Raw genomic sequence first — 26,219 nt, 5'->3', positions numbered from 1 at the left:
CGCGCCGGATTTTTTCTTCCTTCTCCCTCTCGCTCCTTGTCTTTTCCCCCCGGATATGCTATATTGAGACCGGAAAAAAGCTCGGCTTTCGGGCCGCCTGGCGGCCCATGTCAATTTTAAGGAGTGGATCTGTCATGTTAAACCGCGCGTTCCGCACCGCCCTGTGCGCCGGCGCCCTGCTTCTGGCGCTCTGCCTGCCCGCCTCCGCGGCCCAGGAGGGGGATTTCTCCGTCCTGGTCAATGGGGAGGCCGTCACCTTTACCGACGCCGCCCCCCTGCTGAAGGACGGCCGTTCTTTCCTGCCCATGGTGGAGACCTTTGACGCCCTGGGCTTCGCCCAGGGGGATATCACCTGGGACGCCGCCACCCGCAGTGTCACCGCGGCCAAGGATGACACCTCCATCACCCTGACCATCGACCAGAAGGAGCTCACTGTGACCCGTGGGCAGGAGAACGCCGCTGAGACGGACACCATCACCACCGATGCCGCTCCCTTCATCGACGCCGCCTCCTCCCGCACCTACGTCCCCGTGGGACTGGTGGCCGGTGCCCTGGGGTACAACGTAGGCTGGGATGCCCAGACTTCTACTGTCATCATCGACGACGTAGATGCCATCCTGGCCGCCAACTCCGAGACCTACGCCATGATGGACCGGTATCTGGAGTACACCCGGGATCTGACCGGCGGCACCTGCAAGGTGGAGGGCAGTCTGGCAGTGGAGATGGAGCTCTCCTCCCTCATGACCGGCGGCATCCAGGGAGATTACTCCATGCTCCAGAGCGACAGCTCCGCCTTCCAGTTCAGCACAGAGCTGGATATGGAACTGTCCGCTCCTGATGCTGAGGTATCCGCCCAGATCGATCCCATCGACCTGGAACTGCGGGGCGACCTGGAGGAGGGCCTGTTCTACTTTTCCTCCGATGCACTGACCCAGATGTCCGATCCCAGCGTCACCGGCCTGTGGTTTAAGATGGATCTGAAGTCCATGATGGACCAGCTCTCCCTCCAGACCGGCCTGGACTACACCGACCTCCTGCTCATGGCCCGGGCCGCTCAGGACATGAGCTTTGCCGACTCTCTGGCCCTTATCCTGCGGGAGGTCCCCCTCACCTCCGCCTCCATGACCACTCGTGATCTCCTGGCTCTTTATAACAGCATGTTCTCCGACAGTGCCCTGGAGCAGAAGGGGACCACTTATATCTCCACCACCCAGGCGGAGGACATGGACATCACCTTTACTCTGTTCACCTTCGACTCCAAGGTCACCGGCTATTCCATGACCATGAAGGCGGACCAGGAGGGGGCCATTGTGTCCGTGGACGCCTCCATGAAGGGCAAAGAGCTGGCTATGACCATGGAGATGAGCACGCCCGCCGTCATCGACGAGGCCTCCGGCGTCTCCATTCCCGGCTTCACCTACACCGTGACGATGGACGGCACCTACTCCGCCTCCAGCACCCAGCCCCAGACCCAGCCCCCCGCCGGCGCCGACGTGGTGGACCTGATGGAGCAGCTGACCGTTGAGATGGATCCGGTCTCCGTCTGAGCCGCCCCCGGACCATCAGCCCCCGGCCCGCTCCCGTGTGACATCTCTCATACGGGAGCGGGCCTTTTTGACGCTGTTTTCCCCTTCCGCGGCGTATTTTTCAGCTCTGCCCCTTGGCCTGGCGCTTGTCTTTCCACCCCGGATATGATAGGATGGAGACAGGCTTCCGGGCCCAAAATCGTCTGTATTGGAGGCATCTCTATGAAGTGCGGCCGTCTTCTGCCACTCCTGCTCTCCCTCCTTCTGTCTGTCTCGCTGCTCGCTCCGGCGGCCCTGGCCCGGGAGACCGAGTTCTTCCCGGACTTCCCGGAGCCGGTCCCCGCCTCGGCCCAGGACTGGAGCCCCGCCGACCCCAGCAGCTTTGATGCGGCCCGTCAGGCACTTCTGACCGCCGTTCGGGGGGAGGATGCCTCAGAGCGCTCGGTCCTCTCTCTGCTGTCCAGGATGACGGACCGCTTCAACGAGCTGCTCACCGAGTACTACTTCTGCTCCCTGGACTATATGCGCTCCCCCGCCTCCTGCACCCAGGAGTATGTCCGTTACAGCTCCGTCTGCGGTCAGGCGGAGAGCGACTACCTCTCCGCCGTCCAGGAGGTGCTGAACAGCGCCTACGGCTCCGTTCTGGCCGGACTGCTGAGGGAGGGGCAGGCTCAGTCCCTCCTGTCCACCTCTCCCAATACGCGGGAGGAGCTGGCCCTGCTGGAGCGTGAGACTGCTCTGGTCAACGAATACTGGGAGGCGGTGGTCCAGGAGCCCTCTGTCCAGTCCGGCGGCAGGACCTGGACCCGTGCCCAGGCGGACGCCGCCTATCTGGTGGGCTCACTGGAGGAGGATGCCTATCTGACCCTGGTGGGGGAGCTGGCCGCCGTCCGCAATGGGGTCCTCGCCCCTATCTACCTGGAGCTGGTAAAGGTGCGCAATCAGTACGCCGCCTCCAAGGGCTATGATGACTATGTCCAGTACGCCTATCAGACTGTCTATGGTCGGGACTATACGCCGGAGGAGACCGCCCTCCTCCATCGCGCGGTCAAGGCCCTTCTGCCCCGTCTGGAGTCCGAACTGCTGATCGCCCAGTCCCGCCTCAGCTCCCTGTCCCCCGTCCGGCTCTCCTCCCTGGAGGACATGACCCAGGAGGAGGTGCTGGACGCTGTGGAGCCCTATATGGATGCAGTCTCCAGCGAATACAGGGAACTGTACGGCTATATGCGGGACAACGGTCTCTACGATCTGGACATACTGGCCAGCTCCAGCACGCTGGGCGTCACTGTCAGCCTGCCCGCCTATCGCTCTGCCTATATCCTCAGCTCCGCCCAGGGCAGCTATCTGGACGTAAAGACCCTGATCCACGAGTTCGGCCACTTCGCCAACCACTGCCTGGCTGAGGATGAGCAGTTCTGCTACGACGTGGCCGAGACCCACTCTCAGGGGCTGGAGGCCCTGTACCTCACCTTTGCTGACAGCTTGGCGGGCCAGGCGGGCGGGGACGCCTACCGGGCGGCCATTCTCTCCGACCTGCTGGGGATGCTGTACTTCTGCATGTACGACGAGTTTGAGCAGGCGGTCTATCAGGCGGACGGCCTCACGGTGTCCGGGATGAACCGGCTCTACCGCTCTATCTCGGAGTCCTACGGCTTCCTCTACTCCATCGGCGGGGAGGATGCCTATGACTGGGCCGCCAACTCCCAGCTGTTTGAACAGCCCTGCTACACCATCAGCTATGTGACTTCTGTTCTCAATTCCCTGGAGCTCCTTGTGGACTCCGCGGAGGACTTCGATGCCGCCGCCGACACCTATCTGGCCCTGGTGGCCCAGACAGACACAGCCGGCTACCGGGACGCCGTCGCTCAGGCGGGTCTCACAGACATGCTCCAGCCCGGTGCCGCTCAGGATGTCCTGGAGGCGGTGGAGCAGTATTTCTATCGGGAGATCTGCGGTCTGTCCTTTCCCGACCTGACGGGCCACTGGTCTGCCCGCTACGCCCTGACCTGCGCCTCCTCCGGCCTCTTTTCCGGGGATGAGGCCGGCAACTTCCGCCCGGACAGCGGTGTGACCTGGGCGGAGCTGCTCACCGTGCTCTGGCAGGTGGCCGGCGCCCCCCAGCTGTCCGGTCCCTGGGACGGGGCGTGGTATGCCGGCGGGGCCAACTTCGCCCTCTCCGCCGGGCTGGTCCGTGAGGATGCGCTCCTGCCCCAGCAGGACATGACCCGGGAGGACGTGGCCCTGGTCCTCTACCGCTTTGCCCTCACTCTGGGTGCCGAGGCCCTGACGGACACCGGGGCACTGATGGCCTATCCGGACGGCGGAGAGCTCTCCGGGGAGGGGGCTGCCGCCGTGGCCTGGGCCCTGGAGCAGGGCATCCTGGCCGGACAGCCAGACGGGCGGCTGGACCCCGAGGGGGCCGTCACCCGGGGGGAGCTGTCCGTCATGCTGGCCAACTTTCTCTACGCCTGATGAAAAAAGAGGACGCCGTGGGCTGAGCCCGCGGCGTCCTTCGCGTTTTCCTCAAATCGTTCCACCCATCAGCTCAGTCAGCTCCTCGATCCTCTCTAACGGAAAGGGCGGGAGGCACAGGGGCTTCATGGCGATGGACATGAGCTTCATGGGGCTGTCGTCCGCCGCCACGCGGTTGGAACTCAGTGCGCCGCAGCGCCGGCAGCGGTGGATCACTGCCCATTCCCCGTTCTTCCTCACCCACACCGCCACCGCATCCATGACGCTGCCGCAGTCTGATGCCCGGTCTCCCGGTTCGTTGTCCAGGTGGAGGCTGGACAGGCAGTTGGGGCAGTGGTTCCGGTGGCCGCTCCCGGCCCCATCCGATACCACCAGGCGGCCGCACGCCTTGCAGGTGAAGCTGTCTGTACAGGGGTGGGTCTTATAATATCCTTTTTCGTATTTCTGTCTTTTATGTTCCCGATTCATGGTTTGGTCCCTCATCTCATCAAATATCATGACAGTGCCGGCACGGCCGGCCTGCACGTCTTCTGTTCAGGACAACAAAAAATGGATGGCCCCGCTGGTCCCGGGCCATCCGTTTTCCCATATTGCGGCAGCAGCCATCCCTCCGGCTGCTTAGGGGACCCTGCCGCCTGACAGGCGCGGCAAAGCTCCCCCTCCCTTCGGAGACAGCTTGATGATCGATCCGCAAAATAGGCACAGCAAGACGGCCCATCCCAGCAAAAGATGAGAACCAGGTCTTTCTTGTCCTGTTTTCAGCGGATCGCCGACATCAAGCCACCACCCTTTTCTTAAAATCGGTGACAGTATAGCACAGCCCTCCCCCTTTGTCAAATGAGGAGCGCAGAAAGCGGGCCTATCAGGAAATACGGCTCCCGCGGTCTGTTTTTTCCCACATGAGATCATTCAGTGACCGGGGCGGACAGGTGCAAATCTCAGACTCTCCCGTCCTATATTGATCGGCCCGGCGAAAAGACGCCCCCTCATCCGTCTCGGCATACGCCGCGCTACCTTCCCCCAGGGGAAAGGCTGGAGGAGAGCGGTGTGCCGGGCGCAGCGTCACACGACAGAGAGCTCAGGGCTCCTCTTCCAGCGGAACCGGGGCGGGCACCTTGTCCGGGGCGGTGCTGTCATAGGCACGGGAGAGCTCCTCCAGAGCCACGTCCTGGTCGGAGAGCAGGGTGGACACCTGCTCCAGGCACTTTCCCGCCTTGTCCAGCTGATCGGCGGCGTGGGAGATAGTGGCCTCCACCTCGGTGCGCAGGGCGTCGTACTCCCGGCCCACCCGGGTCATCCACTGCTCCATCTGCTGGCGCAGATGCCGGGCCTGGCTGTTGGCCTGGTCCAGCACCCCCTGGGCCCTGCGGTGGGCCTCCAGCTCCACCCCGGCGGAGCGGTCCTTCACCGCGGCGTAGGCAGCCGCGTCCGGCTCCAGCCGGGCCACCTGCTCCCGCAGCGCCTCCGCCTCCCGGCGGCTCTCCTCCAGGGCCTGCTGCGTCTGTCGGGCGGTCTGCTCCCGCTCGCCCAGCTGGGTGCGGAGGGCGGCCAGTTCGCTTTGACTGCGCTGCACGCTGCGCAGCAGTTCTTCCTTCTCCCCCTCCAGGGCCCGCTTCTGCTCCTCCAGCGCCTGCTTCTGGGCGCAGAGCTCGTCCCGCTCCCCTTCGGCCCGGCCGATGCTCTGCTCCAGCTCCTGGCGCTTCTGGGCATTCTCCCGGGCCAGGGTCTCCAAATAATCCAGCACATCCTGCCGGTTAAAGCCGCCGAAGACGGCGTTTCTGAACTGATGGTCCATGGGGCACCTCGTTTTCTCCGTCCCCGGACGGGAGCGGATGGTTTTGTCTGACTTTGTCTGATTCTATCACAGGCGGAGGAAAAACACAACCCTGGCCCTCTGTTTTGGAAAAAAGCCACTCCTCTCCTCCCCTTTTCTCCACAAAAACGGGGGAATTTCCCCTCCCTTTTCATTGACGGAGGGGGAGGCGGATGATATACTATTATAGTTTTATTTTGAAGTGATCTTATCCAGAGAGGTGTGTGCCTGTTATGTGGGTTTCCGACCGGTGGACGGACTATGAGCTCATCGACTGCGGCCGTGGGGAGAAGCTGGAGCGCTGGGGGGACCAGCTGCTGGTACGGCCAGACCCCCAGGCCATCTGGAACACGCCCCGGACCCATCGGGGCTGGAAGCATCCCCACGGGCGGTATGCCCGCTCCTCCTCCGGCGGGGGGCAGTGGGAGAAGAAGGACATGCCGGAGCGCTGGACCATCCGCTACGGCGGCCTCACCTTCAACATCAAGCCCATGAATTTCAAGCACACCGGCCTCTTCCCGGAGCAGGCGGCCAACTGGGACTTTGCCCAAGAGCAGATCCGGCGGGCGGGACGGCCCATCCGGGTGCTCAATCTGTTCGCCTACACCGGCGGAGCCACGGTGGCCTGCGCCGCCGCCGGGGCCAGCGTGTGCCATGTAGACGCCGCCCGGGGCATGGTGTCCTGGGCCCGGGAGAATGCCAGGAGCTCTGGACTGGAGGACGCTCCTATCCGCTGGATCGTGGATGACTGCGCCAAATTCGTGGAACGTGAGATCCGCCGGGGCCGGCAGTACGATGCCATTATCATGGACCCCCCCAGCTACGGACGGGGCCCCACCGGTGAGGTGTGGCGGCTGGAGGAGAACCTCTACCCCTTTGTGGAGCTGGTGCGGGGGGTGCTGTCCGACCAGCCCCTGTTCGTGATCCTCAACTCCTATACCACCGGTCTGGCCCCCAGCGTAGTCACCTATATCCTGGAGACCCTGCTCTCCCGGAAATTCGGCGGCCGCACCGACAGCCAGGAGCTGGGCCTCCCCGTCACCGAGAGCGGCCTGGTCCTCCCCTGCGGCGCCACCGGGCGCTGGAGCAGATCTTGACCAGTTAGGAGTTATGGGCGCGGCCGTTCACTGCCGCCCTCTCCAGCTCCCGAAAAAAAATTCTCAATTGCCAACTTCTCATTCCTGACTCAAAACAAGGGGTGTTTTGATTGAAAGACGCGATCATCCGCGCGGAAGCTCTCCGCTTCTCCTACACCTCCGCCGAGGGCGTCGCCCCCGTTGTGCTGGACGGGGTGGACCTGTCCATCCAGGAGGGCACTTTTGTGGCTGTTCTGGGCCACAACGGCAGCGGCAAATCCACCCTCGCCAAGCACATGAACGCCATCCTCCTGCCCAGCGGCGGCAAAGTGTATGTGGATGGCATCGACACTGTGGATGAGGACCGCCTGCTGGACATCCGGCGCACGGTGGGCATGGTGTTCCAGAACCCGGACAACCAGATCGTCGCCAACGTGGTGGAGGAGGATGTAGCCTTCGCACCGGAGAACCTGGGGGTCCCCCCCGCCGAGATCCGGGAGCGGGTGGACGACGCCCTGCGTGCGGTGGGGATGTATGAGTTCCGGGAGCACGCTCCCCATCTCCTCTCCGGCGGTCAGAAGCAGCGGGTGGCCATCGCCGGGGTCATCGCCATGCAGCCCCGGTGCATTGTGCTGGACGAGCCCACCGCCATGCTGGACCCCATCGGCCGCTCCGAGGTGCTGCGCACCATCCGGGATCTGAACCGGAAGAAGGGGGTCACCGTGGTCCTGATCACCCACCACATGGATGAGGCCGCCCAGGCCGACCGGCTGGTGGTCATGACCAAGGGCAGGGTCATTGCCGACGGCCCCCCGCGGCAGGTGTTCCAGGACGTGGAGGGCCTGCGCTCCGTGGGGCTCACCGTCCCTGACACCACTCAGCTGCTGTGGGAACTGCGGCAGGAGGGGCTGGACGTCCCCCTGGACGCCCTCAGCGACGAGGAGTGCGCCCAGGCTCTCTGTCAGCTGCTGAACGCTGCATCAAAGAAAGGAAGCCAGCCATGAACAGTACAGAGAGAAGCACCCGGGTCTTTGCGGGCATCGCCGCATTTCTGGTGGTCTTTTCTGCCCCCAGGCTGCTGCTGGAGATGTTTGATGACAGCTTTCCCACGGTACTGCTGGGACTGACCGCTCTGGCCGCCGCGTGGGCGGTCGTGTGTCTGGTCTCCCTCCGGCAGCGGGTCAAGCGGCTGGAGATGCAGGCCCGCCATCTCCAGGCCCAGCTGGATGATCTGGCAAAACAGACCGGCGTCCTGCCGTAACTGTGATATTTTCGGGCGCGACCCCGCGGGGCGTGCACCACTTCACTGAAAAAGGATGGAACACAACGGATGGAAGCAATTCTGGAGACCAAAAAGCTCTCCCACATTTACAGCGCCGGCACCCCCTTCGAGCGGGGGGCGCTGCTGGAAGTGGACTTCACCGCCTACGCCGGGGAATACCTGGGCATCATCGGCCACACCGGCTCGGGCAAGTCCACCCTGATCCAGCATCTCAACGGCCTGCTCAAGCCCACCTCCGGCCAGGTGCTCTTCCAGGGGGAGGACATCTGGGCGGATGCCAAGCGCACTCGTCAGACCCGGTTCCAGGTGGGGCTGGTGTTCCAATACCCGGAGTACCAGCTCTTTGAGGAGACCGTCTACAAGGACATCTCCTTCGGCCCGAAAAACATGGGGCTGGACGAGGGGGAGGTGGACCGCCGGGTGCGGGAGGCCGCCCGCTTCGTGGGACTGCGGGACGACCAGCTGGAAAAGTCCCCCTTTGAGCTCTCCGGCGGCCAGAAGCGGCGGGTGGCCATCGCAGGGGTCATCGCCATGGAGCCCAGGGTGCTCATTCTGGACGAGCCCACCGCCGGGCTGGACCCTGTGGGAGTGGAGTCCATCCTGGGCAACATCCGGGACTATCACCAGTCCAACAATGCCACCATCATCCTGGTCTCCCACTCCATGGAGGAGGTGGCCCGCACGGTGGACCGGCTGGTGGTGGTCAACGACGGCCGCATCCCCTTCCAGGGCCCGCCCCGGGAGGTGTTCCGCCACGGTGCGGAACTGGAGCGCATGGGGCTGGGCGTGCCCCAGATGACCCGGGTGTTCAGCCGCCTGCGGGCCATGGGCGTGGACATCGACGCCTCCGTCTACACCATCCCCCAGGCCAAGGAGACCATTCTGCGCAGGCTTCGGGAAAAGGGGGTGGAGTAAATGGCTTTGAAGGATATCACGCTGGGGCAGTACTTCCCCGGCAATTCCATCGTCCACCGCCTGGACCCCCGCACCAAGCTGATCGCGGTGGTGCTGTATATCGTGGCCCTGTTCCTGGCCAAGTCCTTTGTCACTTACGGCATCATGTTCCTGCTGCTGGCCGTGTCCATCGCCGTCTCCAAGGTGCCGGTGAAGTCCATTTTCCGGGGCATGAAGCCGGTGGTGTTCATCGTCATCTTCACCGCCATCCTCAACCTGTTCTACACGCCGGGGGACACGGTGCTGGTCCGCTTCTGGATCTTCACCATCACGCTGGAGGGCGTGTTCAACGCTTTCTTCATGGTGGTCCGCATCCTGATGCTCATTGCCGGCACCTTCCTGCTGACCTACACCACCTCCCCCATCCTGCTCACCGACGGGCTGGAGAACCTGCTGGGCCCGCTGAAAAAGATCCATGTGCCGGTCCATGAGCTGGCCATGATGATGTCCATCGCCCTGCGCTTCATCCCCCTGCTGATCGAGGAGACGGACAAGATCATGTCCGCCCAGCGGGCCAGGGGGGCGGATTTTGAGTCGGGCAACCTGATCCAGCGGGCCAAGGCGCTTGTCCCCCTGCTTGTCCCCCTGTTCATCTCCGCCTTCCGCCGGGCAGACGAGCTGGCCATCGCCATGGAGTGCCGCTGCTACCACGGCGGCGAGGGGCGCACCCGCCTGCGCNCCCCCGGGCGGGGGGGGGCCCCCCCCGCCGGCGCCAGCTGAAATCCCGGCGCACTGCCGCGGCCGTCATCCTGCTCTTCCGGGTCCCCGCGGCGGGGGTGGGGGTGCTGGGCCGCTTCGGGCTGTGAGCCCTCACTCCTCCAGCATCAGCCCGGCGGCCAGCTCCCGCCGCAGCCCCAGCCCGAAGAGGTAGCAGGCGTCGAGCTGCTGGGCCATATAGTCGTTCAGCTTCTCCTCAAATTCGTTATAGAGGTCATACCCCAGCCGGTCCGCCACCTGCCGGGCGATCTGGAGATATTCCCGCTCCGCCCTGACATAATCGGGGATGGAATTACAGAATGTATATAGTTCCTCTGGCAAGTTCGGATTGTCAGAAAACATTATTTTCAACATCTGCTCCATGATTTGCCCTCCCAAAAAATGCGTATAAAACGCGTTTATTAATCATATAATAAACGCGTTTTACGCGCATGTCAAGAGGAATGAGGTATTTATGGCAAAATTTTCAGAAAGACTTCGGGAATTGCGAAAAGAACGCGGCTTGAAGCAGCGGGAAATGGCTGAGATCTGCGGTTTGAAGCTGCGCGGTTATCAGCAGTACGAATATAACGAAAGCTACCCGGAAGTCCCGGGTCTGGTGGCCCTGGCGGACTTCTTCGGCGTCAGCCTGGACTATCTCATGGGCCGCAGCGACAAGCGGGAGATCAGCCGCTGACCGCCCCCGAAAAAGACAAGATCCGCCCCCCTTTGGTGATAAAATGGAACGAAACATTGCTTTAAAACTGATGTATGTGGGCACCGCCTACCACGGCTGGCAGGTCCAGAAAAACGCCGTCACCGTGGCCGAGACGCTGGAGCGGGCCCTGTCCACCGTGGTGTGCCACCCGGTCAAATGCACCGGCGCCGGGCGCACCGACGCCGGCGTCCACGCCCAGGTCTATGTGGCCAACTTCCGCACCATCTCCACCATCCCCTGCGACCGCCTGCCCCTGGCGGTCAACACCCGCCTGCCCGACGACATCGTGGTGGTCCGGGCCGTCCAGGTGCCCATGGAATTCAACGCCATTGGCTCCTGCCGGAAAAAGGAATACACCTACCGCATTTATAACTCCCGCCTGGGCAACGCTTTCTATGTGGACCGGGCCTGGTTCTACCCCAAGCATCTGGACGAGTCGGTGATGCAGCGGGCCGCCAGCCAGTTCGTGGGCACCCACGACTTTCGGGCGGTGCGCTCCGTGGGCACCGAGACCCGCACCACCGTGCGCACCGTCCACTACTTCCAGGTGGAGCGGAAGGGGGAGCTGATCGAGTGCCGGGTGTGCGCCGACGGCTTCCTCTACAACATGGTCCGGGCCATGGTGGGCACTGTGGTCTATGCCGCCGAGGGCAAGCTGGCCCCAGAGGACATCCCCGCCATCCTGGACTCGGGCAACCGCACCCTCGCCGGCCCCACCGTCCCACCCGGCGGGCTGTATATGACCAGGCTGTGGTATGACGAGGACGTTGTGTAAGGGGGCCTGGCGCCCCCTCCCGCCCCGGGGGAGAGAGGTAACATGAAGGATCAGACAACAAAGCAGGCATCCGCCTCCCAAAAACCGAATATTCTGGTCCGGCTGCTGGCTCTGCTGGTCACCGCCGCTTTGGCCCTGGGAGCCCTGACCCTGGTGGTCTACCGGGACCAGTTCAACCTGGACGCGGTGAAGCGCTGGCTCGCCCTGCGCTCTGTGGAGACCGACGCCTCCGGCGCCGCCGCCCCCTTCACCCACGCGGGCGGGGACAGCATCTCCTTCGCCTATCTGAAGGGGGGCATCCTTCAGTGCTCCGCCGCCGGCGCCCACTACTACTCCTTCTCCGGCGACCAGTACGCTGAGGAGGTCACCCCCCTCAGCCAGCCCGTCCTGTCCGCCTCCTCCTCCGCAGGCGTGGTCTATGACGCCGGCGGAGAGAGCCTGTTTCTCTTTCAGGACGGTCAGGAGGCCTTTTCCCTGGACGTGGACGGCACCCTCCTCTCCGCCCGGGTCAACGACAGCGGCTGGCTGGCTGTTACCGCCCAGCAGAGCGGCTATAAGGGCTCGGTCACGGTGTACAACGTCAACAGCACCAGCCGGAAGGAGATCATCCAGCTGAACTTTTCCAGTGTGTTCGTGGCCGACGCCGCTGTCTCTCCGGACAGCAAGACGGTGGCCGTGATCACCATCGGGCAGGAGAACGGCTCCTTTTTCAGTCAGCTCCTCCTCTATCCGGTGGACAGCAGTGAGCCCTCCGCCACCCTCTCCCTGGGCAACCTGGCGGTGCTGGACCTGGACTATGAGGCGGAGCAGCTGTGGGTTCTGGGGGAGGACCGCCTGCTCTCGGTGGCCGCCGACGGCTCCGATTATGAGACCTACTCCTTTGGCCGCAGCTACCTCAAGGGCTGCCACCTGGGCGGGGACGGCTTCGCAGNATGTGTATAAGAGACAGCGCCGACGGCTCCGATTATGAGACCTACTCCTTTGGCCGCAGCTACCTCAAGGGCTGCCACCTGGGCGGGGACGGCTTCGCAGTGCTCCTGCTGGGCCGCTACCAGGCCGGCGGTGCCGAGCAGGTGCTCACCATCGACCCCCAGTGCCAGCTCATCGCCCAGGCCCCCCTCCGGGGGCAGGTGCTCTCCTTCTCCGCCGCCGGGCGCTACCTGTCCCTGCTCACCGGCAGCGGCCTGGAGATCTACACCCGGGACATGTCCCTCTACCGCGCCCTGGAGGACACCCAGGACGCCCGCTTCACCGCCCTCTCCCCCAACGGCAGCGCCCTGCTGGCCGACAGCCAGCAGGCCTGGCTCTATATCCCCTCCTGAGTTCCCTTTTCTCCTGATCCAAGCGAGGTATTTTGATGTCTTTTGTGATTTTTGATGTTGTCATCCTCATCCTGCTCCTCCTCACCGCCTGGAAGGGCTACCGCCGCGGCTTTGTGCTGACGCTGTGCTCCCTGCTGGCCGTCTTTGTGGCCTTCATCGGTGCCACCGTCATCTCCAGCCAGCTGGCCCGGCCCATGAGCCGCCTGATCCAGCCCGCTCTGGAGCGGAGCATCACTCAGGTGCTGGAGGAACAGACCCATGCGGTGCTCCCCCCGCCTGAGACCTCCGAGGCCTCTCAGCCCCCCGCCCTTTCGGACGCCTTCAGCGGGGAAGAGGGCCAGGAAGGCGAGGAGGACTGGCTCGCCCAGCTCCCCCTGGACGAGGTCCTGGACGCCCTTCAGGCCTCCAGCCTGTACCAGCACTTTATCCAGCCCATCCAGGATGCCATCCAGGATGGGGTGATGGAGGTCACTACCTCCGCCGCCCGGGCGGTGGCGGATTATCTGGCCCTGGAGCTGACCCGGATGTTCCTCTTCCTGGTCTCCTTTGCCCTGGTCCTGCTTCTCTGGCTGCTGCTGAGCCGGGTGCTGGACCTGGCCTGCAAGCTGCCTGTCCTGTCCACCCTGAACCACTGGAGCGGCGCCGCCCTCGGGCTGGTGAAGGGGGGACTGATCGTGTTCATCCTCTGCTGGCTTCTGAGGGGCTCCCTGATCTCCCAGGAGGCGGTGGAGGGGACGGTGCTCCTCCGCTTTTTCTGCACCCACACCCCTCTCTCCCTGCTGGCGCCTCTGCTCTTTCGTTGAGTTTCTCTCTGTGTTCCCAGCCTTTTCTTGCGAATTCACGACAAGTTCACATTTCGGGGTTATCCTGTCTTTGTTCCAAAAAATTTCTCTCTCCCGGAAGGAGTGTTTGCATAGATGCAGCCCACCATGTGCAGCCGCTGCCACAAGCATGTGGCGGTGGTCTTTATCACCAAATTGGAAGGCGGCCAGTCCAAGAATGAGGGACTGTGCCTCAAGTGCGCCAAGGAGCTGGGCATCAAGCCCATCGACGACATGATCCAGAAGATGGGCATCACCGACGAGGACCTGGAAAACCTCACCAGTGAGATGATGTCCGCCTTCGGCGGGGCCGAGGGGATGGAGGGACTGATGCCCCAGGACCGGGAGGACGGGGACGAGGACGACGGACGCACCGCCACTTTCCCCTTCCTGAACCAGCTTTTCGGCGCCGCCGCCGGCGGGGACGCCGAGCCCAAGAAGGACGCCGCCCCCCGGCCGGACAAGAACGGCGGCAAGGGGCAGGAGCGCCCCGTGAAGCGGAAGTTTCTGGAGAACTACTGCATCTCCCTGACCCAGCGCGCCCAGGAGGGCAAGCTGGACCGGCTCATCGGCCGGGAGCGGGAGCTGGAGCGGGTCATCCAGATCCTCAACCGCCGCCAGAAGAACAACCCCTGCCTCATCGGCGAGCCCGGCGTGGGCAAGACCGCCATCGCCGAGGGGCTGGCCATGAAGATCGCCAAGGGCGACGTGCCCTATAAGCTGCTGGACAAGGAGGTCTATCTGCTGGACCTCACCGCCCTGGTGGCGGGCACCCAGTTCCGCGGCCAGTTCGAGAGCCGGATGAAGGGCCTCATTGAGGAGATCAAAAAGCTGGGCAATATCATCCTGGTCATCGACGAGGTCCACAACATCGTGGGCGCCGGCGATGCCGAGGGCTCCATGAACGCCGCCAATATCCTCAAGCCCGCCCTGAGCCGGGGGGAGCTCCAGGTCATCGGCGCCACCACCCTCAATGAGTACCGCAAGCATATTGAGAAGGACACCGCCCTGGAACGGCGCTTCCAGCCCGTCATCGTGGAGGAGCCCTCCATCGAGGACAGCGTGCAGATCATCGAGGGCATTGCCCCCTACTACGAGGCCTACCACCAGGTCGTCATCTCCCCTGAGATGTGCCGCCTGGCCGTCACCATGAGCGAGCGGTATATCACCGACCGCTATCTGCCCGACAAGGCCATCGACCTCATCGACGAGGCCTGCTCCAATGTGAACCTGGAGAACCGCACTCTGGCCCGCCGGGCCGAGGTGGATAAGGAGCTGGCCGACCTGGACAAGGAGAAAGAGGTCATGATGGCCGCCGCCACCGAGGAGTCCTATGCCCGGCTTGCCGCCATCCGCAGCCAGGAGCTTCGGCTGGAGCAGGAGAAGGGACAGCTGGACGCCGCCCCCACCCCCGCCCTGACGGTGGAGCATCTGGCCAACGTCATCGAGCTGTGGACCAAGATCCCCGCCAGCCAGATCCAGGAACGTGAGTACCAGCGCCTGGCCCGGCTGGAGGAGCGGCTGAAGCAGCACATCATCGGTCAGGATGAGGCAGTCCACGCCGTCTCCTCCGCCATCCGGCGGGGCCGTGTGGGCATCAGCCCCAAGCGCAAGCCGGTGTCCTTCATCTTTGTGGGCTCCACCGGCGTGGGCAAGACCGAGCTGGTGAAGCAGCTGGCCCACGACCTGTTCAACACGCCGGAGTCCCTGATCCGGCTGGACATGTCGGAGTTCATGGAGAAGCACGCGGTCTCCCGCATCATCGGCTCCCCCCCGGGGTATGTGGGCTATGACGAGGCGGGCCAGCTGACAGAGAAGATCCGCCGCAAGCCCTACTCCGTCATTCTCTTCGATGAGATCGAGAAGGCCCACCCCGACGTGCTCAACATCCTGCTCCAGATCCTGGATGACGGCCGGATCACCGACGCCCACGGCCGGACGGTGAACTTTGAAAATACAGTCATCGTCATGACCTCCAACGCCGGCAGCAACACCAAATCGGGCTCTGTGGGCTTCGCCCGCACCGCCAATGAACAGGGCAGGGAGCGGGCCATGAAGGCCCTCCAGGAGTTCCTGCGGCCCGAGTTCATCAACCGGGTGGACGAGATCGTCTACTTCAACCAGCTCACAGAGGACAACTTCAAGGCCATCGCCGCCCTGATGCTCCAGGAGCTCCAGGACTCCCTGGCCGAGAAGGGCATCGTCTTCACCTGGCAGGACAGCCTGCTGGACTATCTGGTGAAAAAGTCCTATTCCGCCGCCTACGGCGCCCGCAACCTGCGCCGCCTGATCCAGAAGGAGCTGGAGGATGCCATCGCCTCCCGCATCATCGACAGCTGGCAGCACCCGGTCGCCCGGCTGGATGCCTCCTCCGACGGCGAGCAGCTGGTCCTGTCCGCCCTGTAAAGATCCCTAAGTCCTTTTGCGTCCCTCTGGCGGCGCTGCCGCCGCCATCTTTCTCCCCAAGAGCGTGTGGGCACAAAAAGGGGCCCGGAACGATATCAAAAAACGCCCGGCAGTCACAGACTGCCGGGCGTTTTTTGTTTTCAGGACCGCGCTCAGCCCTTGGCGATGGCGGCGGTATCCATAGCGATCATAAGCTCCTCATTGGTGGGGATCAGCAGCACCTTCACCTTGGAGTCGGCGGCGGAGATGACGGTCTCCTTCCCCCGGACACTGTTGGCCTCGGCGTCCATCTTGACCCCCATGAACTCCAGGTCGGAAGCGATGGCCAGGCGCTGGGAGGCGGAGTTCTCGCCCACGCCGGCGGTGAAGATGATGGCATCCACGCCGCCCATGGCGGCGGCATATGCGCCAATGTACTTCTTCACCCCGTAGTTGAACATATCCACCGCCAGGCCAGCCCGCTCGTTGCCTTCCTTGTGGGCGTTCTCCAGGTCACGGAAGTCGGAGGACACGCCGGACACGCCCTGCACGCCGGACTTCTTGTTCAGGATAGACACCATCTCCTTGATGTCATAGCCGTACTTGCCCATGATATACTCCAGGATGCCGGCGTCCAGGTCGCCGGAGCGGGTGCCCATGGGGAGTCCGGCCAGAGGGGTGAAGCCCATGGTGGTGTCCACGCTCTTGCCCCCATCGATAGCGGTGACGGAGGAGCCATTGCCCAGGTGGCAGGAGATCAGCTTGAGCTCCTCGATGGGCTTGCCCAGCATGGCGGCGGCGCGGCCGGCTACGTACTTGTGGCTGGTGCCGTGGAAGCCGTAGCGGCGGACCTTGTCCTTCTCATAGTACTCGTAGGGCAGCGCGTACATGTAAGCCTTGGCGGGCATGGTCTGGTGGAAGGCGGTGTCGAACACGGCCACCTGAGGCACGTCCTTGCCCATGACGGCGGTGCAGGCGTTGATGCCGGTGATGTTGGCGGGATTGTGGAGAGGCGCCAGGGGGATGCAGTCCTCCAGAGCCTTCATCACCTCGTCGGTGATGAGGACAGACTGGTTGAAAGCCTCGCCGCCGTGGACCACCCGGTGACCCACCGCGTCGATCTCCTTCATGGAGCCGATCACGCCGTTGTCCTTGTCCACCAGGGCGTCCAGCACAGCCTGGATGGCCTCAGAGTGGGTGGGCATGGCAATGTCGATAGCGTCCAGCACCTGCTTGCCCTCCATCTGGGGCTTATAGGTGAACTTGCCGTCGATGCCGATGCGCTCGCAAAGGCCCTTGGCCAGCACCTGCTGGGTCTCGGGGTTGAGCAGCTGATACTTCAGGGAGGAGCTGCCGGCGTTGATGACCAGAATATTCATGGGAAACGATCTCCTTTTCACAGTTTTTGTTGCCTATCTGGGCGGAATGTACTAAACTGTATCTGTACCTGATGGAATCATTCTACTGCTTTTTCCCCTGGAGGACAACCATTTTTTTGGATTTCATCATACATTTTTTCAAGCATCTCCATACAGACATCCTATCAGACAGGGGGCGTTCCGCTTGAAAACTGCCGGTATCGTAGCCGAATACAATCCCTTCCACACTGGCCACGCCTATCAGATCGCCCGCACCCGGGGGCTCCTGGGTGCGGACTGCGCCGTCGTCGCTGTCATGAGCGGCAACTGGGTCCAGCGGGGCGCCTGCGCCGCAGCGGACAAGTGGACCCGGGCGGGCTGGGCCCTGGCCGGGGGGGCGGACCTGGTGCTGGAGCTGCCCACAGTGTGGGCGGCCTCCTCCGCCGAGTCCTTTGCCACAGGCGCCGTCGCCCTGCTCCGGGCCTGCGGCGTGGTGGACGTCCTCTCCTTCGGCAGCGAGAGCGGGGACCCGGCCGCCCTGGCCGCGGCGGCCGCCTGCCTGGACAGCGAGGCATACCGGGCGGGCCTGAGCCGCTTTCTGGACGAAGGGATGCCCTTCGCCGCCTGCCGCCAGGCTGTGGTGGCGGCCCTGCTGGGATCGGAGCGGGCGAAGGTCCTCTCCCGTCCCAATGACAACCTGGGGGTGGAGTACCTGCGGGCCGCCTCCGCCCTGGGCTGGTCCCCCCAGGTGCTGGCGGTCCCCCGCCAGGGAGCGGGCCACGACGCCCCGCGCCCTGCGGAGGGCTTCGCCTCCGCCTCCATCCTCCGGGAGTGGATCGCCGCCGGCCGGCGGGACCTGGCAGACTGTTTCCTGCCCGCCCCCTGGCCGGAGGAGCTGGAGCCCGCCTCCCTGTCCCACCTGGAGCGTGCCCTCCTGGCCCGTGTCCGCTCTCTGTCCCAGGCGGAGTGGGCCCTCCTCCCGGACTCCGGTGTGGAGGAGGGGCTTCCTGCCCGGCTCGTCCAGGCGGGAAGCAGGGCCCTGTCTGTGGAGGAATTTCTCACCCTGGCCAAGACCAAGCGGTACTCCCACGCCCGCCTGCGCCGTCTCCTGCTGTGGGCCTTCCTGGGCCTGACCGCCGCCGACCGCCCGGCTGCCCCGCCCTACCTCCGGGTTCTGGGCTTCACTCCACGGGGGCAGGAGCTCCTGCGGGCCATGAAGGGAGCGGCCTCCCTTCCCATCCTCACCAAGCCGGCCCACGCCCGGTCCCTGGACGGGCCGGGCCGCAGACTCTTCCAGCTGGAGGCCCGCTGCACCGACCTGTACGGCCTGTGTTTCTCCACTCCCCGCCCCGGCGGACTGGAGTGGACCACCGGCCCCGTCCTGATCTGACCCGTCCCAGGAGGTCCCATGGAAACCAAGGAAAAAACCACCCGCCGCCTGCGTCCGCTCCTACCCCTGCTCCCCCCTGTCCTGCTCTCTCTTCTCTTCTACCTGTTTCGGGGCCGTCAGTCCCTGATGGACGGCTGGGTCATCCATGTCATGGCACCGGCGGAGCAGCTTCTGGGCCGCCTGTCTGCCCCGCTCCCCTTCTCCCTGGCGGAGGTGCTGGTCACGGTCTTTCTCACCGCCTGCGCTCTCTGCCTCATCCGCGGCACGGTGCTGGCCGTCCGGCTCCACGCTCCGCATGAGCTGGGCCGGCGGCTGGTCTGCCTGCTCTGTGCCCTGCTTTGGGTATGGACCGGCTACTGCTGGCTTTGGTCTGCGGGCTACTACTCCGCCTCCTTCGCAGAAAAGAGCGGTCTGGAGACCCGGCCCTACACCGTGTCCACCCTGGCCCAGGTCACGCTGTACTTTGCCTGCCAGGCCGCAGACCTCTCCACCCAGATGGTCCGAGACAGCGAGGGCCACTTCGCTGAGGATCTGGACGACTGTTTCCGCCGGGGAGTCTCCGTCTATGAGGAGCTGGAGCAGAAGCTCCCCTGTCTGGCTATGCCCTCCGTACCCTGCAAGCCCATGTTCTTCTCCCGGCTGCAGAGCGTGATGGGCTTCACCGGCGTCTACTTCCCTTTCACCGGCGAGGCCAACGTCAACGTGGACGCTCCCGCCTGCCTGGTGCCGGCCACCATCGCCCACGAGATGTCCCACCAGCGGATGGTCTTCTCCGAGCTGGAGGCCAATTTTGTGGGCATCGCCGCGGCGGTGTCCTGCGGCGATCCGGTGTTCCAGTACTCCGGATGGCTGATGGGCCTGATCCAGCTGTGCAACGCCCTCTACGCCGTCTCCCCGGATCTGTGGTATCAGATCGCGGCGGCCTCCTTTACACCGGAGCTGTCCACCGATTGGAAGGACAACAACGCCTATTGGCGTGCTCTGGAGTCCCCCGTGGAGGAGGCCGCTGCCCAGACCTTTGACACCTTTCTGAAGAGCAACGGCCAAGATCTGGGCATCCAGTCCTACGGTGCCTGCGTGGACCTGCTGGTGACCTGGTTCGGCGACGAAGCCGGCGCCTTCTGAGCCCTGACGGGCGGAGTGTTCTTCTCCCTTCTGCCGGGGCAAAAAGAGACTTTCCCCGCTATCCGTTTACAAATCCCCGCCATCGCGCTATAATAATATGATTCGATCCACTCTGATGAAATTTGAGGTATCCCATGAAACGACCCATTTTATCCATGCTCCTGTCCGTCCTGCTCCTGCTTCCCGGCTGCACCCAGGCCCCCTCGGGCTCCTCCCAGGAGGAGGGGCTGACCGTCCTGGCCACCACCTATCCGGTCTATCTCTTCGCCCGGACCGTTGCCCAGGGCGTGGAGGGCGTCACCGTGGAGCGGCTGAACACCGGCTCTGTGAGCTGCCTCCACGACTATACCCTGTCGGTGGACGACATGAAAAAGATCGAGGGTGCGGATGTCATCGCCATGAACGGCGCCGGGCTGGAGGACTTTATGGATGACGCCCTGGCCGACGCCAGCGCGGCGGTCATCGACTGCTCTCAGGGGGTGGCGCTGCTTGAAAACGCGGACCACATCCACGAGGAGGGAGACGGTGGCCACGACCACGGCCACTGGGACCCCCACTACTGGATGGACCCAGGAAACGCCGCCGTCATGGTGCGCAATCTCCAGGAGGGCTTCGCCCTGGCGGACCCGGACCACGGAGACGCCTACGCCCGCAATGGGGAGGAGGCCGCCGGCCAGCTGCCCAGCTTTGCCGGCGACTGCACCCAGGCCCTGGAGGGGGCAGAAGGCGCGGCCCTCATCACCTTCCACGACGGCTTCCGCTACTTTGCCCAGGCACTGGGCCTGCCCCTGCTGGCCTCCATCGAGGAGGAGGAGGGCAGCGAGGCCAGCGCCATGGAGATCAATGAGATCACCCAGCTGGTGAAGGAGCACCAGCTGCCCGTCATCTTCACCGAGGTCAACGGCTCCGACGCCACCGCCAACGCCATCTCCCGGGAAACCGGCTGTCAGGTGGCCCAGCTCACCATGCTCATGGACGGCCCGGAGGAGGGGGACCTGTCCACCTATCTGGAAGGCGTGCGGAGCAACGTGAACACCATCGTATCCTTCTTCGGGGGAGAGGAGTTGGATCAGCTGTGAGAAAGATCAAGCACGGCAGGCTGGCCGGGGGCTGCTCCGACGCCTGCTGCCTGAAGCTGGAGGGCCTGTCGGTCCACATCCAAGGGGAGGACATCCTGGAGGATGTGTCCTTCCACCTCCACTGCGGAGAGATCGCCGCCCTCATCGGCCCCAACGGGGCGGGCAAGTCCTCCCTGTTCCGCAGCATCCTGGGGCAGATGCCATACTCCGGCACCATCACCTTCTCCCCTGCCGGCGGGCCTGCCGTCCGGCTGTCCGACGGGGCCAACGCTCCCCTCGCCGCCCGGGGGACCCGCCCCCTCATCGGCTATGTGCCCCAGTCCCCCAGCTTTGACCGGGGGGACCCGGTGAGCGTACTGGACTTCTTCGCCGCCGCCGTCACCCGCTGGCCTGTCTGCCTGCCCGTGCCCAGGCGCCACCGGGAGCTGGTGGCCCGCTGTCTGGCCCGAGTCCATGGGGAGGACCTGCTGGACAAGCCCATGGGAGGCCTGTCCGGCGGCCAGCTCCAGCGGGTGCTTCTGGCCATGGCCCTGGAGCCGCTACCCCATATTTTGATCCTGGACGAGCCCCTGTCCGGTGTGGATATCGAGGGGGAGCACCAGCTGCTGGAGATGCTGGATGAGATCCGCACCAGCTATGACCTGTCCATCTTCCTGTCCACCCACGACTTCGCCACCCTGGGCCAGTTCGCCGACAAGGTTATCCTCCTCAACCGCCGGGTGCTCAAGTCAGGCCCGCCGGACGAGGTGCTCTCCTCCCCGGAATTTTATGAGACCTTCCACCTGCGGGTGGGGAAAGGGGGACAGGCATGATGGAGCTCTGGTACGCACTGGTGGACCTGCTGCCCTTTGAGTGGGCCCAGCCCGGTTCCATGTACTTCATGAAAAACGCCCTGCTGGCGGTGCTGGTCATCTCCCCTCTGTTCGGCATCCTGTCCACCATGGTGGTCCACAGCCGGATGTCCTTTTTCTCCGACGCCCTGGGCCACTCCGCCTTCACCGGCATGGCCATCGGTGCCCTTTGCGGCTTCTCCGAGCCCACCTGGGCCGCCGTCCTCTTCTCCCTGGTCTTTGCCCTGCTTTTCAACTTTGTCCGCCGCCGCACCCGGCTGGCCAGCGACACGGTCATCGGCGTCTTCTCCTCCACTGCGGTGGCACTGGGCATCTTCATCTCCACCCTGGGCAGCCGCTCCTTTACCAAATTCAACAGTCTGCTCATCGGCGACATCCTCTCGGTGGAGCCCGGCAAGATCGGCCTGCTGGCCCTGATCCTGCTGCTGGTCCTGGCCCTGTGGGGTCTGTCCTTCAACCACCTGATGCTCTCCGCGGTCCATCCCGCCCTGGCGGACAGCCGCGGGGTCCGCGTCTTCTGGCAGGAGGCCCTGTTCTCCGCCGCCATCGCCGTGGTGGTCACGGTGTCCATGACCTGGGTGGGCCTGCTGGTCATCAACTCCCTCCTGGTCCTCCCCGCCGCCGCGGCACGGAACATCTCCCGGAACATGTTCCAATACCACCTGTGCTCCCTGCTCTTCGCGGTGGGCGCCGGGATCGCCGGGCTGATGACCTCCTACTACATCGGCTCCTCCGCCGGCGCCTCCATCACCCTGTATCTGGCCGGCATCTTTCTGGTCACCTTCCTGCTGCGAAAGCGGGGATGAACTCCCAAGAGAAAAGCGCCGTCCGGCATCTGTTTAGATGCCGGGCGGCGCTTCTGCGCTCCTCTATGGCAATTCAGCGGAGCCTAGATCCCCGCCGCTCCTCCCACAGCTGCAGCAGCTTCCAGGCCGCCCAGCCGCAGAACAGGCCTACCAGTGCCCCTGCGATCACATCGCTGGGGTAGTGGACCCCCACATACAGGCGGGACAGGCCCATGCACACCGCCAGCACCAGCCCGGTCCACCTCATCCATCTTCTGGGCAGCGCCCGCCACCAGGCGGATGCTGCCGCAAAGGCAGCACAGGTATGCCCTGAGGGAAAGGAGTTGGGGTCCGGCTCCTGGATCAGCGGCACCAGCCCCGCCACATCCAGCCAGGGGCGGGGGCGGGCCACCACATGCTTGAGGACCACGTTGGTACACAGCAGCCCCAGCACCATGGCCGCCAGGGCCGCCACCCCCGCTTTCCGGGTAGGCTTCCAGCACAGCATGGCTAGAGAGAGCACGATCCACATCAGGCCGGTGTTGCCCAGTGTAGTATATCCCTCTACGATGGGGTCCAACAGTCCCCGCAGGTTCTCCTGGATCCAGAGCAAGGCCCCTCCATCCAATGTCTGAAGCACGGATAACATGGAAAAACTTCCTGCCTTTCCTTCCCTTGACCCGCCGGGGCCCCGGGACTATAATAAAGTGAGATATGACCGGTCAAAGCCCGACCGGCCGGCAGGGATATTATACCCTGCTCCCGGGCCCGAGGCAAGCCGTTTTTGTTAGATCATGAGAACACGGGAGGTCCTCCCTTTTGAAGCAAGTCGTCTGTCTCTCCACCGAGCCCTGGAGCCCCACCCCCGGCCGGACCCAGCACCTGATCACCCGGCTCAAGGACGCCCAGGTCCTCTACTTCTGCCCCGGCGGCGGACTGTTGGATCAACGCTGGCGCCAGCCGGGCAGGAAGGTCCGCCCCAACGTCACCGTCTATACCATGCCCCCCGCCCTCCCTGTGGATGAGCGCCACGACCGGCTGTTCCGGCTCTCCCGGCAGCGCCAGATCCGCTTTCTCGCCGACAAGCTGGCCCGGCACCGCTTCCGCCGTCCCCTTCTGTGGACCACCTCCCCTGTCCATATCCACGCCCTGGATGCGCTGGAGTACGACGGTCTGGTCTACGACTGCGACCAGGTGTGGGACGAGCTGCCCGACCGGTGGGAGGGCAGTCTGGCTGGTGCGGCGGACGTGGTCTTTGCCGCTTCCCCAGGGCTGGCCGACCGCCTCTCCCCGTGCAGCGGCAACATCGCGCTGCTTCCCAACGGGGTGAATTACCCTCTCTTCGCCGCCGCGGGCTCCGCCGGGCGTCGGGGGGAGCTGGACCACCTGACCGGGCCCCTGCTGGGCTGGGCAGGCACCATCCATGCCGACCTGGATCTGACCCCCATCCTCTATGCCGCCCAGGCCCGGCCCGCCTGGACCTTCCTGCTGCTGGGGCGCCGGGAAGAAAACCCTCTGCTGCGCCGTCTCTCCCGCCTGTCCAATGTGATGCTGGCCGGCCCCTGCCCGCTGGTGGAGGTCCCCGACTATTTGGGCCGCTGCCAGGTTCTGCTGGACCTGCTGCGGGACAGCCAGCCCTATAACGACGTGGTCCCGCCCCGGCTCTATGAGTATCTCTCCACCGGCAAGCCCATCGTATCCATGCTGTGGCCGGAACAGGTGGAGCTCTTCCCCGATGTGGTCTACGGCGCCCACTCCCCGGAGGAGTTCCTCCATCTGTGCCAGCAGGCGCTGGCGGAGGACCCGGGCTGGGTGGATCAGCGCCGCCGGGACTACGGTGCGGCCGCCGCCTGGTCCGGGCGGGCCGACGAGGTCAAGCGCATCCTGGTCCCGGCGGGTTTGCTGTGAGCCCGCCCCCGCCGTCCTGACGACTTCCCTGTCATTTTTTCTCCCGCTCCTTGTGGAAGCTGACAAAAATGCCCTGCCCCCTTGCAAATATCGGGATTTTTCGATAAAATGAAAGTCCATTCATTGTTGGGCAAGGAGGTCCTCCTATGTTTGTGTGCCTGTCTTCCATCTGTCGGCAGCACAGCATCCTGCGGGGGATTTGTGCGCCCAAAAATAACAGGTAAGCGATCCCAGGCTGTCCGTTCCAGGCGGGCGGCCTGAATCTTTTCCCCGGGGAGAGCGGTCCGGGCCGCTCCTTTTCGCCTATCCCCCGGCCGGGATCCTGAAAGGAGAGTTTTTTATGAAGAAAGTCGCTGTCATTATGGGCTCTGATTCTGACTGGCCGGTGGTCCAGGGGGCCTGCGCCCAGCTGAAGGAGTTCGGCATCCCCTATGAGGCCCACATCCTCAGTGCCCACCGCACCCCCGCCGCTGCCGCCGAGTTCGCCCGGGGTGCCCGGGCCAACGGCTTCGGCGTGCTCATCTGCGCCGCCGGCATGGCCGCCCACCTGGCGGGGGCCTTCGCCGGGAACTCCACCCTGCCCGTCATCGGTATCCCCATGAAGGGGGGCGCCATGGACGGCCTGGATGCCCTGCTGGCCACCGTGCAGATGCCCAGCGGCATCCCCGTGGCCACTGTGGCCATCAACGGGGCTAAGAACGCCGCTGTGCTGGCCGCCCAGATCCTTTCCGTCTCCGACGATGTGCTGGCCGCCAAGCTGGACGCCGCCCGGGAGAAGATGGAGGAGCAGATCGCCGCCAAGGAGGCCAAGCTCCAGGCAGAGCTTTGATCCAGACAGGAAATCGGAGTGATGGAGCGCGCTACGCGCGCATTTTAGGCACCCCAGCACCGCTTTTCAACTCCTATCTCAAGCAGGTTTCTGCTTCCCGATCAACTAGATTTTTGAGAAAAAGAAAGGACGGTCTACTATGAAGAAAGTCGAGCAGCTGTATGAGGGCAAGGCCAAGAAGGTCTATTCCACCGAGGACCCGGGTCTGGTCATCGTGTCCTACAAGGATGACGCCACCGCCTTTGACGGTCTGAAAAAGGGCACCATCACCGGCAAGGGGGCCATCAACAACCAGATGACCAACTACCTGATGGGCCAGCTGGAGAAGGCCGGCGTGCCCACCCACTTTGTGGAGGAGCTGAGCGAGCGGGAGACCGTGGTGAAGAAGGTGGCCATCGTCCCCCTGGAGGTCATCATCCGCAACATCTCCGCTGGCTCCTTCGCCAAGCGCTACGGCGTGGAGGAGGGCATCGTGTTCGACGCCCCCACCATCGAGTTCTCCTATAAGAACGACGACCTGCACGATCCCCTCATCAACGACTACCACGCCGTAGCCCTGAAGCTGGCCACCTGGGACGAGATCGACACCATCAAGAAGTACGCCTTCCAGGTCAACGACTTCCTGAAGAAGACCCTGGCTGAGTGCGGTGTCACCCTGGTGGACTTCAAGCTGGAATTTGGCAAGACCTCTGACGGAACCATCGTGCTGGCCGACGAGATCAGCCCCGACACCTGCCGCTTCTGGGACTCCAAGACCGGGGAGAAGCTGGACAAGGACCGCTTCCGCCGGGACCTGGGCAACGTGGAGGGCGCTTACCAGGAGATGGCCCGCCGCCTGATGGGGAAATAAGCCTTGGGGATCATCGGCTCAGCGGACGGTCCCACTGCCGTAATCGTGACCGGCTCTCCGGGGCCAGTCCTTCTGCTCCTGGCGCTGCTGATCCTGGGCGCGGGGACCCTGGCCTGGCTTTTGATCCGCAAACACAGGAAATAGATCTCCCTGGGCAGGCGCAGGGGGGTGGGGAGCGAGGGAGTATGTTCTCCTCTTTCCCTT

The 26,219-nt window shown here is 64.2% G+C and carries 25 protein-coding genes and 1 pseudogene; 21 read left to right on the top strand and 5 right to left on the bottom strand.

Features of this window, described 5'->3' with window-relative positions:
* Positions 1-134: 134 nt before the first annotated feature.
* Positions 135-1,547 carry a copper amine oxidase N-terminal domain-containing protein gene (locus tag BN1969_RS06645; RefSeq protein WP_050623587.1) on the top strand — a complete coding sequence of 471 codons (1,413 nt, stop codon included), beginning with the start codon at positions 135-137 and terminating at the stop codon, positions 1,545-1,547.
* 201 nt (positions 1,548-1,748) lie between these two features.
* Positions 1,749-3,998 (top strand): S-layer homology domain-containing protein, encoded by a 2,250-nt coding sequence (locus tag BN1969_RS06640; protein WP_050623586.1) that lies wholly within the window; start codon positions 1,749-1,751, stop codon positions 3,996-3,998.
* Positions 3,999-4,049: 51 nt separating this feature from the next.
* Here BN1969_RS06640 and BN1969_RS06635 read toward each other — a convergent pair whose 3' ends face one another.
* Both BN1969_RS06635 and BN1969_RS06630 read right to left on the bottom strand, forming a co-directional pair.
* Positions 4,050-4,466 carry an RNHCP domain-containing protein gene (locus tag BN1969_RS06635; RefSeq protein WP_050623585.1) on the bottom strand — a complete coding sequence of 139 codons (417 nt, stop codon included), beginning with the start codon at positions 4,464-4,466 and terminating at the stop codon, positions 4,050-4,052.
* A 610-nt stretch (positions 4,467-5,076) separates the two neighbouring features.
* Positions 5,077-5,793, bottom strand: coding sequence for a hypothetical protein (locus tag BN1969_RS06630; protein ID WP_050623584.1), 717 nt, complete (start codon positions 5,791-5,793; stop codon positions 5,077-5,079).
* A 251-nt stretch (positions 5,794-6,044) separates the two neighbouring features.
* On the opposite strand from BN1969_RS06630, the gene BN1969_RS06625 reads away from it, so the two are divergent.
* From BN1969_RS06625 to BN1969_RS06605, 5 genes and pseudogenes are all read left to right on the top strand, one after another.
* The gene (locus BN1969_RS06625) at positions 6,045-6,908 is read left to right on the top strand and encodes a class I SAM-dependent methyltransferase (protein ID WP_050623583.1); all 864 of its coding nucleotides are present in this window, start codon (positions 6,045-6,047) and stop codon (positions 6,906-6,908) included.
* Positions 6,909-7,018: 110 nt separating this feature from the next.
* The gene (locus BN1969_RS06620; RefSeq protein ID WP_050623582.1) at positions 7,019-7,891 is read left to right on the top strand and encodes an energy-coupling factor transporter ATPase; all 873 of its coding nucleotides are present in this window, start codon (positions 7,019-7,021) and stop codon (positions 7,889-7,891) included.
* Positions 7,888-8,148, top strand: a complete 261-nt coding sequence (locus BN1969_RS06615) for a hypothetical protein (RefSeq protein WP_050623581.1) — start codon at positions 7,888-7,890, stop codon at positions 8,146-8,148. The genes BN1969_RS06620 and BN1969_RS06615 overlap by 4 nt, the downstream gene beginning before the upstream one ends.
* A 69-nt stretch (positions 8,149-8,217) precedes the next feature.
* On the top strand, positions 8,218-9,084 hold the full coding sequence (locus BN1969_RS06610; RefSeq protein WP_050623580.1) for an energy-coupling factor transporter ATPase: 867 nt from the start codon (positions 8,218-8,220) through the stop codon (positions 9,082-9,084).
* A pseudogene (locus BN1969_RS06605) lies at positions 9,085-9,801 on the top strand (energy-coupling factor transporter transmembrane component T family protein); the annotation flags it as partial.
* Between the two features lie 132 nt (positions 9,802-9,933).
* Here BN1969_RS06605 and BN1969_RS06600 read toward each other — a convergent pair.
* The gene (locus BN1969_RS06600; protein ID WP_050623578.1) at positions 9,934-10,203 is read right to left on the bottom strand and encodes a hypothetical protein; all 270 of its coding nucleotides are present in this window, start codon (positions 10,201-10,203) and stop codon (positions 9,934-9,936) included.
* A 91-nt stretch (positions 10,204-10,294) separates the two neighbouring features.
* Between BN1969_RS06600 and BN1969_RS06595 the strand changes: the two genes are divergently transcribed.
* The 6 genes from BN1969_RS06595 (at position 10,295) to BN1969_RS06570 (ending at position 15,861) form a co-directional block, all read left to right on the top strand.
* Positions 10,295-10,516, top strand: a complete 222-nt coding sequence (locus BN1969_RS06595; protein ID WP_050623577.1) for a helix-turn-helix domain-containing protein — start codon at positions 10,295-10,297, stop codon at positions 10,514-10,516.
* A 43-nt stretch (positions 10,517-10,559) separates the two neighbouring features.
* Positions 10,560-11,312, top strand: a complete 753-nt coding sequence (truA, locus tag BN1969_RS06590) for a tRNA pseudouridine(38-40) synthase TruA (RefSeq protein ID WP_050623576.1) — start codon at positions 10,560-10,562, stop codon at positions 11,310-11,312.
* 42 nt (positions 11,313-11,354) lie between these two features.
* Entirely contained in the window at positions 11,355-12,254 is a 900-nt protein-coding gene (locus BN1969_RS18520) for a DUF5711 family protein (protein WP_050623575.1), read from the top strand.
* Positions 12,245-12,634, top strand: coding sequence for a hypothetical protein (locus BN1969_RS06580; protein WP_050623574.1), 390 nt, complete (start codon positions 12,245-12,247; stop codon positions 12,632-12,634). The genes BN1969_RS18520 and BN1969_RS06580 overlap by 10 nt, the downstream gene beginning before the upstream one ends.
* Positions 12,635-12,669: 35 nt before the next feature.
* Positions 12,670-13,437: a CvpA family protein gene (locus BN1969_RS06575; protein ID WP_050623573.1), complete on the top strand. Its 768-nt coding sequence runs from the start codon at positions 12,670-12,672 to the stop codon at positions 13,435-13,437.
* 114 nt (positions 13,438-13,551) lie between these two features.
* Complete coding sequence (locus BN1969_RS06570) at positions 13,552-15,861, top strand: ATP-dependent Clp protease ATP-binding subunit (protein WP_050623572.1); 2,310 nt, start codon at positions 13,552-13,554, stop codon at positions 15,859-15,861.
* Between the two features lie 152 nt (positions 15,862-16,013).
* Here the strand turns inward: BN1969_RS06570 and BN1969_RS06565 are convergent, their stop codons facing one another.
* On the bottom strand, positions 16,014-17,219 hold the full coding sequence (locus tag BN1969_RS06565) for an acetate/propionate family kinase (protein ID WP_050623571.1): 1,206 nt from the start codon (positions 17,217-17,219) through the stop codon (positions 16,014-16,016).
* Between the two features lie 184 nt (positions 17,220-17,403).
* Between BN1969_RS06565 and BN1969_RS06560 the strand changes: the two genes are divergently transcribed.
* From BN1969_RS06560 to BN1969_RS06540, 5 genes are all read left to right on the top strand, one after another.
* Positions 17,404-18,588, top strand: a complete 1,185-nt coding sequence (locus tag BN1969_RS06560) for a tRNA(Met) cytidine acetate ligase (protein WP_050623570.1) — start codon at positions 17,404-17,406, stop codon at positions 18,586-18,588.
* Between the two features lie 18 nt (positions 18,589-18,606).
* The gene (locus tag BN1969_RS06555) at positions 18,607-19,713 is read left to right on the top strand and encodes a DUF3810 domain-containing protein (protein WP_050623569.1); all 1,107 of its coding nucleotides are present in this window, start codon (positions 18,607-18,609) and stop codon (positions 19,711-19,713) included.
* 134 nt (positions 19,714-19,847) lie between these two features.
* Complete coding sequence (locus BN1969_RS06550; protein ID WP_050623568.1) at positions 19,848-20,792, top strand: metal ABC transporter substrate-binding protein; 945 nt, start codon at positions 19,848-19,850, stop codon at positions 20,790-20,792.
* A complete protein-coding gene (locus BN1969_RS06545; protein WP_050623567.1) occupies positions 20,789-21,604 on the top strand; it encodes a metal ABC transporter ATP-binding protein in 816 nt (271 codons plus the stop codon). Before BN1969_RS06550 ends, BN1969_RS06545 begins: the two co-directional genes overlap by 4 nt.
* A complete protein-coding gene (locus tag BN1969_RS06540; protein WP_202973708.1) occupies positions 21,601-22,449 on the top strand; it encodes a metal ABC transporter permease in 849 nt (282 codons plus the stop codon). Before BN1969_RS06545 ends, BN1969_RS06540 begins: the two co-directional genes overlap by 4 nt.
* 73 nt (positions 22,450-22,522) lie before the next feature.
* On the opposite strand, the gene BN1969_RS06535 is transcribed toward BN1969_RS06540, so the two are convergent.
* Complete coding sequence (locus tag BN1969_RS06535; RefSeq protein ID WP_050623566.1) at positions 22,523-23,077, bottom strand: phosphatase PAP2 family protein; 555 nt, start codon at positions 23,075-23,077, stop codon at positions 22,523-22,525.
* A 170-nt stretch (positions 23,078-23,247) separates the two neighbouring features.
* Here BN1969_RS06535 and BN1969_RS06530 point away from each other — a divergent pair, with 170 nt between their 5' ends.
* From BN1969_RS06530 to purC, 3 genes are all read left to right on the top strand, one after another.
* Positions 23,248-24,336 (top strand): glycosyltransferase family protein, encoded by a 1,089-nt coding sequence (locus tag BN1969_RS06530; protein ID WP_050623565.1) that lies wholly within the window; start codon positions 23,248-23,250, stop codon positions 24,334-24,336.
* 340 nt (positions 24,337-24,676) lie between these two features.
* Positions 24,677-25,165 (top strand): 5-(carboxyamino)imidazole ribonucleotide mutase, encoded by a 489-nt coding sequence (gene purE, locus BN1969_RS06525; RefSeq protein ID WP_050623564.1) that lies wholly within the window; start codon positions 24,677-24,679, stop codon positions 25,163-25,165.
* 139 nt (positions 25,166-25,304) lie between these two features.
* On the top strand, positions 25,305-26,015 hold the full coding sequence (gene purC, locus BN1969_RS06520) for a phosphoribosylaminoimidazolesuccinocarboxamide synthase (RefSeq protein WP_050623563.1): 711 nt from the start codon (positions 25,305-25,307) through the stop codon (positions 26,013-26,015).
* Positions 26,016-26,219: the final 204 nt, after the last annotated feature.

The organism is Clostridium phoceensis (assembly GCF_001244495.1).
GTDB lineage: Bacteria > Bacillota > Clostridia > Oscillospirales > Oscillospiraceae > Lawsonibacter > Lawsonibacter asaccharolyticus.
The sequence above is the reverse complement of the archived record's forward strand: the minus strand, read 5'-3'. Positions and strand labels throughout refer to the sequence as shown.